The organism is Alkalilimnicola ehrlichii MLHE-1, from assembly GCF_000014785.1.
Classification (GTDB): domain Bacteria; phylum Pseudomonadota; class Gammaproteobacteria; order Nitrococcales; family Halorhodospiraceae; genus Alkalilimnicola; species Alkalilimnicola ehrlichii.
Map to the genome: position 1 here is coordinate 1,181,046 of NC_008340.1, position 13,023 is coordinate 1,194,068.

The 13,023-nt window shown below is 67.1% G+C and carries 12 protein-coding genes; 7 read left to right on the top strand and 5 right to left on the bottom strand.

The window, feature by feature from the left end:
- Positions 1 to 122: 122 nt before the first annotated feature.
- Positions 123 to 515, top strand: coding sequence for a glutathione S-transferase N-terminal domain-containing protein (locus tag MLG_RS05295; protein ID WP_011628780.1), 393 nt, complete (start codon positions 123 to 125; stop codon positions 513 to 515).
- A 76-nt stretch (positions 516 to 591) separates the two neighbouring features.
- Positions 592 to 936, top strand: coding sequence for a DUF3634 family protein (locus MLG_RS05300; protein WP_011628781.1), 345 nt, complete (start codon positions 592 to 594; stop codon positions 934 to 936).
- Positions 937 to 943: 7 nt separating this feature from the next.
- Here the strand turns inward: MLG_RS05300 and MLG_RS05305 are convergent, their stop codons facing one another.
- The 3 genes from MLG_RS05305 to MLG_RS05315 form a co-directional block, all read right to left on the bottom strand.
- The gene (locus MLG_RS05305) at positions 944 to 1,504 is read right to left on the bottom strand and encodes a DUF882 domain-containing protein (RefSeq protein ID WP_011628782.1); all 561 of its coding nucleotides are present in this window, start codon (positions 1,502 to 1,504) and stop codon (positions 944 to 946) included.
- 814 nt (positions 1,505 to 2,318) lie between these two features.
- Complete coding sequence (gene thiI, locus MLG_RS05310; protein ID WP_011628783.1) at positions 2,319 to 3,587, bottom strand: tRNA uracil 4-sulfurtransferase ThiI; 1,269 nt, start codon at positions 3,585 to 3,587, stop codon at positions 2,319 to 2,321.
- 102 nt (positions 3,588 to 3,689) lie between these two features.
- A complete protein-coding gene (locus MLG_RS05315; protein ID WP_011628784.1) occupies positions 3,690 to 3,986 on the bottom strand; it encodes an acyl carrier protein in 297 nt (98 codons plus the stop codon).
- Positions 3,987 to 4,220: 234 nt separating this feature from the next.
- On the opposite strand from MLG_RS05315, the gene MLG_RS05320 reads away from it, so the two are divergent.
- Positions 4,221 to 6,884: a bifunctional acetate--CoA ligase family protein/GNAT family N-acetyltransferase gene (locus tag MLG_RS05320; protein ID WP_011628785.1), complete on the top strand. Its 2,664-nt coding sequence runs from the start codon at positions 4,221 to 4,223 to the stop codon at positions 6,882 to 6,884.
- Between the two features lie 2 nt (positions 6,885 to 6,886).
- Here the strand turns inward: MLG_RS05320 and MLG_RS05325 are convergent, their stop codons facing one another.
- Both MLG_RS05325 and MLG_RS05330 read right to left on the bottom strand, forming a co-directional pair.
- Positions 6,887 to 7,327, bottom strand: coding sequence for a GIY-YIG nuclease family protein (locus tag MLG_RS05325; RefSeq protein ID WP_011628786.1), 441 nt, complete (start codon positions 7,325 to 7,327; stop codon positions 6,887 to 6,889).
- Between the two features lie 175 nt (positions 7,328 to 7,502).
- Complete coding sequence (locus MLG_RS05330) at positions 7,503 to 9,506, bottom strand: TonB-dependent copper receptor (protein WP_011628787.1); 2,004 nt, start codon at positions 9,504 to 9,506, stop codon at positions 7,503 to 7,505.
- Between the two features lie 281 nt (positions 9,507 to 9,787).
- Between MLG_RS05330 and MLG_RS05335 the strand changes: the two genes are divergently transcribed.
- The 4 genes from MLG_RS05335 (at position 9,788) to MLG_RS05350 (ending at position 13,012) form a co-directional block, all read left to right on the top strand.
- Complete coding sequence (locus tag MLG_RS05335) at positions 9,788 to 10,231, top strand: VOC family protein (protein WP_011628788.1); 444 nt, start codon at positions 9,788 to 9,790, stop codon at positions 10,229 to 10,231.
- Between the two features lie 104 nt (positions 10,232 to 10,335).
- Positions 10,336 to 11,247, top strand: coding sequence for a metal ABC transporter substrate-binding protein (locus MLG_RS05340; RefSeq protein ID WP_011628789.1), 912 nt, complete (start codon positions 10,336 to 10,338; stop codon positions 11,245 to 11,247).
- A gap of 2 nt (positions 11,248 to 11,249) precedes the next feature.
- On the top strand, positions 11,250 to 12,074 hold the full coding sequence (locus tag MLG_RS05345; protein ID WP_011628790.1) for a metal ABC transporter ATP-binding protein: 825 nt from the start codon (positions 11,250 to 11,252) through the stop codon (positions 12,072 to 12,074).
- Positions 12,074 to 13,012: a metal ABC transporter permease gene (locus MLG_RS05350; protein ID WP_011628791.1), complete on the top strand. Its 939-nt coding sequence runs from the start codon at positions 12,074 to 12,076 to the stop codon at positions 13,010 to 13,012. Before MLG_RS05345 ends, MLG_RS05350 begins: the two co-directional genes overlap by 1 nt.
- The last annotated feature ends 11 nt before the right edge of the window (positions 13,013 to 13,023 follow it).

Here is a 13,023-nt window from a genome sequence, read left to right on the forward strand (position 1 = left end):
AAGGCCTAGGGTTCTCGGGCGGGCCATTCTGGCTTCGGGAGAGGGGCGATGGCCGGATCCCGGACAGTGCCCGGTGTCCGGATGACGGACACCGGGGGCGGCTCTATGGCACACTTGGGTATATGCGTATTCTTATCCGTTATTTTTTCCGAGGAGTCCGTCTCGTGTTGACGCCGTTCATGATCGCCGGCAGCCGGTTGATGATGCCTAAAGGCATTGAGCGTGATCCCGAGGACCAGCGTGCCGTGGACGCCCAGACCCGTAGATTAGCGCTGTACCACTACCCGGCCTGTCCGTTCTGTATCAAGGTGCGTCGCGTGATGCACCGCCTGTCGCTGGATATCGAGTTGCGCAACGCCCAGGGTCCGGGCGAGTACCGTGAGACCCTGCGCCGTGAGGGCGGGCGGGTGATGGTGCCCTGCCTGCGCATTGAGCAGGAGGACGGCTCGGTGCGCTGGCTCTATGAGTCCGACGATATCATCGAGTACCTGCTGGACCATTTCGAGCCGGAGTAGCCTCGGGCGGTCCGCCCCTGCGGCCGGGGTGTGTAGAATGCACCGGTGGCGGTGTTGCGCATTCTAGGGGGTGGCCGTGGTCTGGTTCTGGCTGTTCGCGCTGTTGCTGGGCGTGGCCGCGGTGGTCGGCGTAGTGCGCCACCATCGGGTGGCGTTCGTTATCGCCTTTGATGGTAAGGGGCCGGCGGTGCGCAAAGGGGCACCGCCACCGGGCTTTCTGGCGGCGTGCCGGGACGTTGCCCGGATGTACGGGGTCGGGGCGGGTAAGGTCTACGGCGTGCGCGAGGCCGGCGGCCTGCAATTGGCATTCTCCCGGGATCTGCCGGAACGGGCCCGGCAGCCGTTACGCAACTGCTGGACACCGCCCCCATCCGGTGGCCCCGCCGGCGGGGCGGGGGGCGGCGCCCGTCGCGCGGGCTGAGCCCGGTTTACCAGCTGCGGACGTTGCCCACGTCCACGTGGACGAACTGCGAACGGGGGTAGTAGCCCACCCCACCTTTCTGCAGTGAGAGCGCGGCGTCGCGCACCTGCGACAGGTCTCGCCCCGGTACCCGGATATCGATGGCCTCGCCTTCCATGTGCAGGCTGTAGACCGCCACGTTCCGCCCCTGGGCGCGCAGCCGGCGGTTGGTCTCGGGCGAGCGGTACCCGGAAATCACCTCGAAGGTGGCCTGGGTGTCCAGCCGCTGCTGCAATGCGTCGAGGGTGTCGAGCAGGTCCGGATCTATGGGGTGGACCTCATTGGCGCGGTGGTCGCGCAGGACGTGGTTTACCTCGGACAGGGCGTCAGGCAGATACCTGCCGTGTTCCCAGTAGGTGACCGTCAGCTTCTCACCGGTGTGTAGGTTGTGGAAGGCCAGGTCGCGATGTTCTGTGCGGGCGGCCTGCGCGAGGGTGATGGGTGTGCTTGCCATGGCCAGGGTAGCGGCCGACCAGGCGAGAAAACGGCGGCGATTGATGCCGGTACCACGGGTGCTGTCCGTTCGCATGCGTTGGGATACCCCCCTGTGCAAATGCTCTCTCCGTAGCTGCCAGCGGCAAAGCCACCCCGGGCATCAGGCCGCGGCCGGATGAGTCAGGGCGGAGGAGAGTGGAAACCGAGGCGAACCTCGCTGCAGCGGATTTTATCCACAGTCCGGGCATTTACCAAGCCTAGTTCGTGCACGTTGTGACGGGCTGCCCCTGTTTGCCCGTTAAGGCGCTCGGAAAACCGGATGATTCCCTCTTTTTTTGCGCCCCTCGCATGGGCGCGGCAGTGGACGCCCCCACCGTCACTGCGAGCCCCGAAGCGGCACGGCAGTCCAGATGGGGTGTGGATCGCCGCGTCGCTGCGCTCCTCGCGATGACGGGGTGGGGCTCCCCGACACCGCATGACGGGGGTGGGGCTCCCCGACACCGCATGACGGGGGTGGGGCTCCCCGACACCGCATGACGGGGATGGGGCTCCCCGACACCGTCACTGTGAGGAGGCGAAGCCGACGCGGCAGTCTACCGCCTTGGATCGCCACGGGCCTTCGGCCCTCTTGATGAACATGGCCAGACGCTGCGGGCGCCCCCTACCCTCACTGCGAGCGCGGCCCCACCCCCACCGTCACTGCGAGGAGGCGAAGCCGACGTGGCAGTCTACCGCCCTGGATCGCCACGGGCCTGCGGCCCTCGCGATGACGGGGGTGCCCCGTTCCTCGCTGATTCGCGCCTGCGCAGCGGGGCGGGGGGCTCGCGATGACGGGGAAAAGCCTTCGGCCCTCGCGATGACGGGGGTGGCGCCCCCGCCGCCACTGCAAGCCCCCAGGGCGCGCTGGCTTAGCGCTTGAGGTCGCGGCCGGCGGCGAACTCCAGACAGACGGCGTCGGCCAGCGTGGCCTCCACCAGGGCCGGGTCATCCAGCCCCAATTGGGCTTCGATGGCCTCCAGGTTGGAGGGCAGGGTGCGGGTGCGGGGTTGGTGGTCCAACAGCGCGCAGCAATCCTTATAGGGCTGGATGGAGATGTCGTAAGTCCCGATGCGCCGGCCAATGGCCACGATATCCGCCTTGTCCAGCCCCACCAGCGGGCGCATGATCGGCATCCGCACGGCCAGCGAGGTGCTGACCATGTTCTCCATGGTTTGCGAGGCCACTTGGCCCAGGCTGTCACCGGAAATCAGCGCCAGCGCCCTTAAACGCTTGGCCAGCGCCTCGCCGGTGCGAGCGACGAAGCGGCGGAACAACACCACTTCGTGGCCGCGCTGGTCGCCGTGCAGCGCCATGTCGAAGTGATCATAGGGCACCATGTAGAGCCGCGAATGGCCGGTGTAGCGGGACAGTTGGCGCGCCAGCCGGATCACCGTGTGGTCGGCGTCGGCACGCTGCTGCGACGGGCTGGCGGTGAAATGCAGGAAATCCACCCGGCAGCCGCGCTTGGCCATCAGGAAGGCCGCCACCGGCGAGTCGATGCCCCCGGAGAGCAGGGTCAGCGCTCGACCCCCGGGCCCTACCGGCAGCCCGCCCAGGCCCCGGTGACGGGTGCCGTAGCAGTACATGCCGTCGCTGTAGATGTCCAGGTGGAAGGTCTGGTCGGGGCGGCGGAGGTCCACCCGCTGCCAGGGGCTGTGTTCGATGATGGTCTGACCGATCCGTGCCGCGATCTGGTCCGAGGGCAGGGGAAAGCGCTTGTCGGCCCGCTTGACCCGGACGGCAAAGCTCCCCTGGCCGGCGTTCTCCATACGGTTGGCCAGGTCGGACAGCAGCATGCGGGCCTGTTCCAGCATGGCCTGGCGGTCGGCGCTGGCGGCCAGGTAGTGCACCGGCTGGTAGGTGACGATCCCCGGGGTCTCCGCCGCGGCCTGGAGCACCTCCTGGCGCTGCGCCTCCGACAGGCCTTGCAGATCCACCCAGATGCGCTGGTGGCCCTGGTGGATCTCGGGGCGCAGGCCGGCGGCCCGCAGCCGATGGCGCAGGTTGTGGCGCAGCGCGCGCTCGAAACGGCTGCGATTCCGCCCCTTCAGGGCGACCTCGCCGTAATGGATGAGCAGGCGATTGGGCTGGAAGCGGCCCAGTACCGGGCGTTGATCCGCGGGTTGTGCTGCTGTCATGTAGGCATCGGGGTGGGGAGTGTAGGGCGCGTATTTAACGATTGCAGCGCGGGAATTTCAAGTGCCCCCCCAATGGCCGGGGGTGGCCGTGGGCCGCCATGCTCAACGGACCCGCTGATCCGCCCGGGGGCGGGTGTGCACGGGGCCGTGCTCCAGCAACCGGACCAGATAGCGGCGGCAACCGCCGGGGGTGGAGAGCTGGGTATAGTCCCCGTCCGGGATCTTGACCCCCAATGCCTGTTCCAGGCCGAGCATCAACCGCAGAAAGTCCACCGAGTCCATATCCAGGTCCTCATGGAAGCTGTGGTCGTCCTGCACCTCCGCCAGCACGGTCTCCGGGGTGATCTCTGCCAGCAGTCGCTCCATGGCCTCCTGAACGCGGGCTTCGGTCTTGGTCATGCGTGGCGAGCTCCCAGGCGTAGAGTGTGTGGTGGCGGGATGGAAACGGGTGAACGCCCCGATGGGGTTTCCATGATCGCACGGCGGCGCTTACCCTTGGAATGGTAGCAGCCCGTATCCGCGCCAACCCCTCGGCGCACGCCCCGTTCAGGGGCATGGCAGCGGGCCGCCGTATGCGGTCCGGCGGCTCATGCCCGCGGACCACCCACCGCGGAGACAAGGATCAGTGCATTCATGACGGTCAGAAACCTGGAACACCTCTTTCAACCCCGGGCGATCGCCCTGATTGGCACCGGTGGTGATACCGACAGCCTGCTGTTGCGCAACCTGGTCGGTGCCGGTTTCCGTGGTCCGGTGATGCCGGTCATGCCCGGTAAGCGGGCCCTGCATGGGGTGTTGTGTTACCCGGATGTGGAGAGCCTGCCAATGGTCCCGGATCTGGCGGTCCTGGATGTGCCGTTCAATCGGGTACCCGACGCCATCCGTGCGCTGGGCGAGAAGGGCACCCGGGCGGCGGTGCTGGTCGGCAAACCGGCACCGAACCTGAGCCCGGAGGACTACCGGGCCCAGATCCAGGCGGTGCTGGATGCGGCTAAGCCCTTCCTGCTGCGCCTGTTGGGTCCCGGTTGCATCGACCTGACGGTACCGCGCACCGGGGTCAACGCCAGTGTCGCTCCCTTCCGGCCCGGGGCTGGGCGCGCGGCCCTGGTCACGGAGTCGGCGGCCGTGGCCACCCGTGCGTTGGACTGGTGCCAGTCAGAGGGCTTGGGCTTGAGTCATCTGATCCACCTGGGTGGCGCGATGGACGTGGATACCGGCGACGTCCTGGATTATCTGGCTAGCGATGTGCACAGCCGCGCCATCCTGCTCTACCTCGAGTACATCGACGATGCCCGGAAGTTCATGTCGGCGGCGCGGCGCGCGGCGCGCGTCAAGCCGGTGGTGGTGCTCAAGCCGCGCCGCGGCAGCAAGGGGGCGGCCGAGGACGCCGTCTATGAGGCCGCTTTCCGGCGGGCCGGGCTGGTCCGGGTGGCCGACTTGGATGAGTTGTTCAACGCGGTGGAGATTCTCACTTCAGCGAGAAAACCGGGGCGCCAGGGGCCGTTGGCGGTGCTCGGTAACAGCCGCAGTCTGGGCCTGTTGGCGGCGAATGAGTTGGAGGCCTACGGCGGTACGCTGGAGGGCCTGTCGGAGGAGAGCAGTGAGGGCCTGGCGCTACTGGCCCGCGACCCGGAATCCACCGCCAATCCGCTGGACCTGGGCGGTGACGCCGACGCCGACGCCTACGGCAAGGCACTGGACACCCTGGCCGGGGACAAGCGCATCGGTGGCACCCTGGTGATCAACCAACCCAACGAGCTGGTGGACAACACGGCCATTGTCGATGTGCTGGAGGCGCATGCCCGTAAGAGCCGCCGTGCCGTGCTGGCGGTCTGGTCCGGTCCACGCGCTGGTGCCAGGGGCCGCGAGCGGCTGAAGCAGACCATGCCGGCCTTCGAGGGTCCGGAAGAGGCGGTGCGCGCCTATATGCGCCTGGTCCAGTACCAGCGCAACCAGGAATTGTTGATGGAGACCCCCACCTCCATGCCGGAGGCGTTCGAGACCGATCCGGAGTCGGCCCGGCTGCTGATCAGCGCGGCACTGACCGCCGGCCGCGATCAGCTCAACGAGTACCAGGCGCAGCAATTGCTGACTGCCTACGAGATTCCCTGTGTCCCCAGCCGGCGGGCCACCACCCCCGAGGAGGCCGGGCGGGAGGCGGCGGCCATGGAAGGGCCCCTGGCGCTGAAGATCATGTCGCCGGATATCGTGCACAAGTCCGAGGTGCGGGGGGTGGCACTGGACCTGGAGTCACCGGAGGCGGTGGTCCAAGAGGCCCACGCCATGGAGGCGCGGCTGCGTGAGCTCTATCCCGATGCCCGGGTGGATGGCTACCTGCTGCAGCCGATGACCCCCCGGGAAGGGGCGTTTGAATTATGTGTCGCTGTTATGCCGGGGGGGCGCTTCGGACCAGTGATCCGGTTCGGACACGGGGGCACCGAGGCGCAGGTTATTGCCGATGTGGCCTACGGCTTGCCGCCGCTCAACATGCATCTGGCCCGCGAGATGATGAGCCAGACGCGGATCTACTCCATGCTCGCCAGCAACCGGTTGCGGGCGGCGGATCTGGACGCCCTGGCGCTGACGCTGATCAAGGTCTCGCAGATGGTGATTGACTTCGAGGCCATCGAGTCGTTGGAGATCAACCCCCTCTGGGCTACCGCCGAGGGCGTGGTGGCGCTGGACTCACGGGTGGTCATCCGCCCGCCCTACACCGGTGATCCCGCCCGCCGGCTCGCCATCCGGCCCTATCCCAAGGAGCTCGAGGAGGAGCTGAACCTCCCCAACGGCCGGCGTTTCCTGCTGCGGCCGATCCTGCCGGAGGATGAGCCGGCCCTGACCAAGATGGTGGAACGGACCCCGCCCGAACAGCTTCGCCTGCGCTTTTTCCGCACCATCCGCACGCTGCCCCATGAGATGGCGGCCCGGCTCACGCAGATCGACTATGACCGGGAGATGGCGTTGGCGGTGACCGATCCGGGGTTGCCAGGCCAGGTGGAATTGTGGGGCGTGGTGCGGATCAGCGCGGACCCGGATAACGAGACGGCCGAATACGCCATCATGGTGGACAACAATGTCACCGGCATGGGCCTGGGGCCGCTGTTGATGCGGCGGATCGTGGAGTATGCCCGCCAGCGCGGCATCCGCGAGGTTTACGGGGAGGTGCTGCGCGAGAACCGGCCTATGTTACGGATCAACGAGGCCATGGGCTTTACGGTAAAGACGTCGGTGGATGATCCCAACGTCATGCATGTCACCCTGCGGTTGGATGGCAACGGTGACGACACGGCGGGCTGAACTCAGTCACCCGTGGCCAGCGCGGTGTGCAGGGCCCTCAGCCCGGGATGCCGACGCCGCAGGCTCTCCTCCGGCACCGCGGTGGGGCGGTCCGTGCCCAGGTAGCGCAGGTGGCTGCCACAGGCGGCACGGCAGTCGCTGGCGCCGAAACCGGGGATCAGCACCCGGCCGCCAACGGCGGCATTCTCAAGGCATTCCGGTCGTGCGCTGAGCCGCACGTGCACCACCCGCGCTTCCCGCCGGGTGAGCAGCCAGTCGATATGCCAGCGGCGCGGTTTGTCGCGCCGCAGGTGGCGTTCCACCCGAGCCGCCAGGTTGCGCCGGGCACTGCCTGTGTAAACGTACCAGCCGGCGGGCAGCCGGTGGCCGGGCAGGCGCCCGGCCCGGATCCGGCAGGGACGTCTCAGGCGGATGTAGAGTTGGTAGGTGACCTCATTCGCCACGGGCGATCCGGGCCATCAGGTCCGGCTGCACGATCTCGATTTCGATATGGCGGCTCATGGTATGGCCTCCGGTTTCCGCCGGTGGTGTGCGGGGTATCCCGATCCGGTGCTCCGATGGTATCACCGAACCGGGACGCGACCCCTTCAAGGTGTCAGCGGCCCGCTGCCGCCCCGGTCAGAATCGGGTGGCCACCTTCATCCAGTACTGGCGGCCGGGCTCGTTAAGGGGTGCGAACCTCCCGTTCGGGTCCAGGTCCGGGCTGCCGCCCTGGATGTGTTCCCGGTATTTCCTGTCGAACACGTTGTCCACGCCGATGGTGGCGTGGGTTTGCTGGGTGAAGCGGTGGCCGGCGTAGAGGCCCAGGGTGGCGAAGCCGGGCGTCTCACCGGTATCCACGCTGTAGATGGTGCCGAAGCCCTCATGGATTCTGTCCTGGCGCTCCACCGCCCGGACCACACCGCCGGCGAACCAGCGGCCGTCGTCGTAGTCCAGGCTGAGCGTGCCCTCCAGGGGCGGGGTCTGGGCCAGCGGCTCGTTGTCGCTGTCGTTGTCCGCACGCACCCAGGCGAGCGTGGTGGTGGAGGAGAGCGTCGGGCTGAAGCGGTAGGTCAGGTCCGCCTCCAGGCCGTAATGGCTGGCACTGATATTACGGGCATCGGGGTCGCCGGACTCGGCACCGACCAGGATGTAGTTGCTGAACTCGCCGTAAAAGGCGGACAGTGTGGCGTTCACCCGCGTGCCCCGCCACTGGACGCCGGCATCCAACTGGGTCAGACGTTCGGTCTCCAGGTCGAAGTCCTTCATCCGCTCCCAGAAGTCCGGGGCGCGCTCCGCGGCACCCACACCGATGTTGAGGGTGAGGGGCAGGTCGGCCAAATCTCGCTCGTAGCGGGCGAAGCCACTCCAGAGGGTGTTGCGGTCCGTGGTACCCGGAGTAGCGCCCCCATACATGGATTCGGCCTCGGCCCGGTTGCGATCGATCCGGGCGCCGAAGAAGACATAGTCGCGAGCCGTCAGCCCATGTTCTAACTCCGCATACATCCCGTAGTCGCGGAACTCCGCAGTATCGTTCCGGGAATAATCAGTGCTCAGCACCTCCTGCAGGGTGTTGGCACCCCCCATGGTGGTCCGGCGGCCCCGACCGTGCTCGTCCTCGGTGTAGTCCAGGCCGACGGTCAACCAGGTCTGTTCCGCCAGCACCAGCTCGGCATCCACTTTGGCGCCGGTGGTGCGCCGGTCCGGGAAGCTCACCGTCTGCTGAGGGGCGCTGCGCATGCGGAAGTTGTCCATCACGTGGTCCACATAGCTGTAGAACGCCTTGAACTCCACCGCGTCCAGCCAGGGGGTGAGGGCCTCGCGGCGGGCGGTGAGACTGTAGCCCGTCCGGTCGAAGGTGGTGCCGTCCATCATCCGGTCGCCGTAGGCTGCCTCGGCGTCACTGCGCTCGTAGGCGAACTCCAGGTTGGTGAATTCATCCGGCGTCCAGCCGAGGATGCCGGTCCCGCTCCAGCGCTCGAACTGCGAGTGCAGCTTGTCGCCGTCACCGTCCCGGTAGTCGTCCTGTTTGGAGATCGTGCCGATGATGCGAGCGTAGCCCTCGCTGCTGCCGGCGGTCACGTCGGCCATCAGATCGGTGCGGTCGAAACGGCCCACCGTCATGCTGGCGTGGCCGGTGACGGTGGGCTCATCGAATCGCTGCGGGTCCCGCTGGAAGTCCACCACCCCGGCCGGTGCGGCACCGTAGCGGACCGTCTGCGGCCCCTTGAAAATGCGCACCCGGTCGTAGCTCTCCGGGTAGATATAGGCGGTGGGCGGGTCCATCCGCTGGCCGCAGCCGCCGAGCACCGGATGGCCGTCCATCAGGATGTTCAGGCGGCCACCCCCCTGGCCGCGCAGCTCCGGGTCGCCGCTGGTGCCCCCCTTACGGCTGGTGGTGAACCCGGGAATGGACTTGAGGAAACTGCCACCGTCCTGGGCCGGCAGCGGCAGGCGGGCCTGGCGCGGATCGGTCTCCAGTTCGCCGGGGCTCGTCATTACCGGCGCGGTGATCACAATGGGGGCCAGGTGGCCGTGGCCACCGGCGTGCGTCTGCGGCGGGGTACCCAGCAGCCCGGCACCGGTGATGGCGCCCAGGGCGATGAAGTAGGTTGCATGGCGGGTGCGCGATGACGCTGGCATATCGTTTTGCTCCTGATTTTATTTGCTGCGCGGGATGGGTTGATTGGGCTATCCAGAGCAAGAAGCACGCCGGCGCTGGGTTTTTCCCAACACCCTGAATAATCACGCTGTTTTCTTTGGAACGGGACTGACTATCATCCCGGCCCCCGGCGGGGTGTGTTATTTCACACAGCCGCGTGGCAAATACCCGGGTGGCGGCCTGCCGTGGCGGTCAACGCCCCCGGTTGCAGCCGTCGCCCTGGCAGCGCAGCATGAGGACAATGCGTAAAGGAGGTGGGACCATGCAGTACCTGCACACCATGGTGCGTGTCAGCGATCTCGATGCGTCACTGGATTTCTACTGCAACAAGCTCGGGCTGGTGGAGATCAGCCGTAAGGAGAGCGAAAAGGGGCGTTTTACCCTGGTCTTCCTGGCGGCCCCGGACGACGAGGCGCGGGCGCGCAGCGCGGACAAGGCGCCGATGTTGGAGCTGACCTACAACTGGGACCCGGAGACCTATACCGGTGGCCGCAACTTCGGCCACCTGGCCTTCCGGGTGCCGGATATCTATGGGCTGTGCCAGCGGTTGATGGACAGCGGCGTCACCATCAACCGGCCGCCCCGGGACGGCCACATGGCCTTCGTCCGCTCGCCGGATGGCATCTCCATTGAGCTGCTGCAGGCGGGTGAGGCGCTGCCGCCCAAAGAGCCCTGGGCCTCCATGGCGAACACCGGCACGTGGTAGGTCGGCTGCACCGTCCCGGGCGTCAGCTGCGCTTGGCAAGACGGATTGCGCTCGCTACAATCAAGAATGATTCTTAAACGCAATTCAATAAGGGGGCTTGCCGGATGAAGGCGTGGAAGCTGGTGACTGTGGCCCTGTTGCCGTTCGTATTGATGGCTTGCGGCGGCGGCAACGCCGCCGAGGGGGAGCGCCCCCGGGTGGTGGCGACCTTCTCCATCCTCGGGGACCTGACCCGTGAAGTGGCGGGGGATGATGTCGACCTCACGGTATTGACACCCATCGGTGCCGAGGTCCACGAGTGGGAGTTGAGCCCCAATAACTTCATGGCGTTGGAGCGCGCCGACCTGGTGCTGTACAACGGTTATCAACTGGAGCAGTGGATGGGCCAGGTGGCGGCCACGGTCGCTGAGGGGGTGCCAATGGTGCCGGTGGCCGAGCGCAGCGGCCACGACACCCTGCCGATTGTCACCGGGGATTATGAGGGCGACCCCGACCCTCATCTGTGGATGGATCCACGCGCTGCCGCCGGTTACGCCCGGGCCATTGGCCGGGCCCTGGGTGAGGTGCACCCGGAGCGGGCGGACGCCTTTGAAGAGCGGGCCGAAGACCTGGCCGGGCGTCTGCTGGATCTGCACACCGAACTGACCGAGGCCTTGTCGGCCGTCCCCGAGGAACGTCGGCTGCTGATCACCAGTGAGGCGGCCTTCGTCTACTTTGCCGACGCCTATGGGTTTGTCCATGACGGCGTCTGGGGCACCAACGCGGAGACCGAGGGCTCCCCGCGCCAGATCATGCGCATCGTCGACCTGGTACGGCAGAAGAATCCGGGTGCCGTATTTTGGGAAAGCACGATCTCCGATCGCCATGTGCGCAGTGTCGCCGAGGACACCGGGGTCGATGTCGCCGGGCCGCTTTATGTGGATTCGCTGGGCGGGGCGGGCAGCGGGGCAGAAGATTATTTCTCGCTGATGCGTCACAATGTGCGGCTTATCAAGGAGTCGCTGTCGGAGCTGTAAGCGTGATCGAGCCCCCCTCCGGGAAAATCGTCGCCCCGGCCGCGGTGGAAGCTGAAAAGCTGTACGCGGCCTATGAGGGTGAGCCGGTGCTAGCGCATGTGGATGTGCGCCTGCCGGCCGGGCAGTGGACGGCGATCATCGGACCCAACGGGGCGGGTAAGTCCACGCTGTTCCGGATCCTGGTTGGCTCCATGCGCCCGGTGCGTGGCCGGGTCACCGTGCTTGGCGATACGCCCGCCCGTAAGCGCCGGCAGGGCGCGGTGGCCTATATGGCGCAACAGGAGGCCATTGAGTGGGACTTCCCGATATCGGTGCGGGACGCGGTATTGACGGGGCGTTACGGCCACATGCGCGGCGACCCCGCCTGGCGCCGCCTCATGCCACCGCGTTTTGTCCACCCTCGTCACTGGGTTGCGGTGGACGAGGCGCTGGCGGCGGTGGACATGACTGCTTATGCCGAGCGCCCCATCGGCGCCTTGTCCGGTGGTCAGAAGAAGCGCGTGCTGCTGGCGCGAGCCCTGGCCCAGCGGGCCGAGGTGCTGCTGCTGGACGAGCCGCTGGCGGGGGTGGATGCCGCCAGCGAGGCCCTGATCCTCGACGTGCTCGCCCGGGAGCGTGCCGCCGGCCGTACGGTGGTGATGGTGACCCACGATCTGGTCAGTGCGCGTGAGTACGCAGACCAGGTGCTGTTGCTGAATCGCACCGTGATCGGCATGGGTCGGCCTGAGGAGATGTTGGTGGATGAGATGCTCGCCCGCATGGCGGCTGTGGGCTGGCGGGGCCCGTCGCCGGAGCGCGCCGAGCAGCCCCGGGAGGCCTGGCGGTGATGGACATGCTGGAGGCATTGGGGCTGGCGCTGGTGGATGCCCTGCTGGCGGTGCTGCTGCTGGTGGTGGGGCTGCTGCCGGAGCCCCTGGCGGCCCCCTTTGAATACGGCTTCATGCAGCGGGCGCTGCTCACCTCCGTGCTGGTGGGCACCGTTTGCGGCATGCTCTCCTGCTATGTGGTGCTCAAGCGCTGGTCGCTGCTGGGTGATGCCATCTCTCACGCGGTGCTGCCGGGGGTGGCGGTGGCCTACCTCCTGGGTTGGCCCTTTTTTATCGGTGCATTCATCACCGGTGCCCTGACCTCCCTGGGTATCGGTGCCATTGAACGCCACACCCGGATCAAGTCCGATGCCGCCATGGGGCTGATGTTCACGGCCGCCTTTGCGCTGGGTATCGTGATCATAAGCAAGATCGCCTCCAGCACCCACCTGATGCACATCCTGTTCGGCAATGTGCTGGGCGTGCAGCATTCGGCGCTGCTGTTGACCCTGGTATCCGGCATTGTTGCCTTTCTGGTGGTCTGGTTATTCTATCGGCCGCTGCTGCTGTACACCTTCGACCCGCTTCAGGCGCAGGCCCTGGGGTTTCGCACCGGGGCCATCCACTATGGCCTGATCCTGCTGCTGACCCTGACCATTGTCGCCAGCCTGGAGACGGTGGGGATCATCCTGGTGGTGGCCATGCTGATCACCCCCGGCGCCACCGCCCACCTGCTCACCGAGCGGCTGACCACCATGATGCTGCTCTCTATCGGCGTTGGGGTGATATCGGCCGTGGTGGGGCTGTACCTCTCCTTCTTCTTCGACGTGGCCTCCGGCGGGGCCATTGTCCTGGTCGCCACCGGTCTCTTTCTGATCGCCCTGCTGCTGGCACCCCGCCACGGCCTGTTGGCCCGTTGGTGGCGGCGGCGCAGCGTTCCGACCCTCCCCGGGGCCTGAGCGCAACCGGC

Coding starts and splice junctions, on each gene's coding strand:
- MLG_RS05295 (WP_011628780.1), top strand. CDS start 123: ATGCGTATTCTTATCCGTTATTTTTTCCGAGGAGTCCGTCTCGTGTTG.
- MLG_RS05305 (WP_011628782.1), bottom strand. CDS start 1,504: ATGCGAACGGACAGCACCCGTGGTACCGGCATCAATCGCCGCCGTTTT.
- thiI (WP_011628783.1), bottom strand. CDS start 3,587: ATGACAGCAGCACAACCCGCGGATCAACGCCCGGTACTGGGCCGCTTC.
- MLG_RS05315 (WP_011628784.1), bottom strand. CDS start 3,986: ATGACCAAGACCGAAGCCCGCGTTCAGGAGGCCATGGAGCGACTGCTG.
- MLG_RS05320 (WP_011628785.1), top strand. CDS start 4,221: ATGACGGTCAGAAACCTGGAACACCTCTTTCAACCCCGGGCGATCGCC.
- MLG_RS05330 (WP_011628787.1), bottom strand. CDS start 9,506: ATGCCAGCGTCATCGCGCACCCGCCATGCAACCTACTTCATCGCCCTG.
- MLG_RS05335 (WP_011628788.1), top strand. CDS start 9,788: ATGCAGTACCTGCACACCATGGTGCGTGTCAGCGATCTCGATGCGTCA.
- MLG_RS05340 (WP_011628789.1), top strand. CDS start 10,336: ATGAAGGCGTGGAAGCTGGTGACTGTGGCCCTGTTGCCGTTCGTATTG.
- MLG_RS05350 (WP_011628791.1), top strand. CDS start 12,074: ATGGACATGCTGGAGGCATTGGGGCTGGCGCTGGTGGATGCCCTGCTG.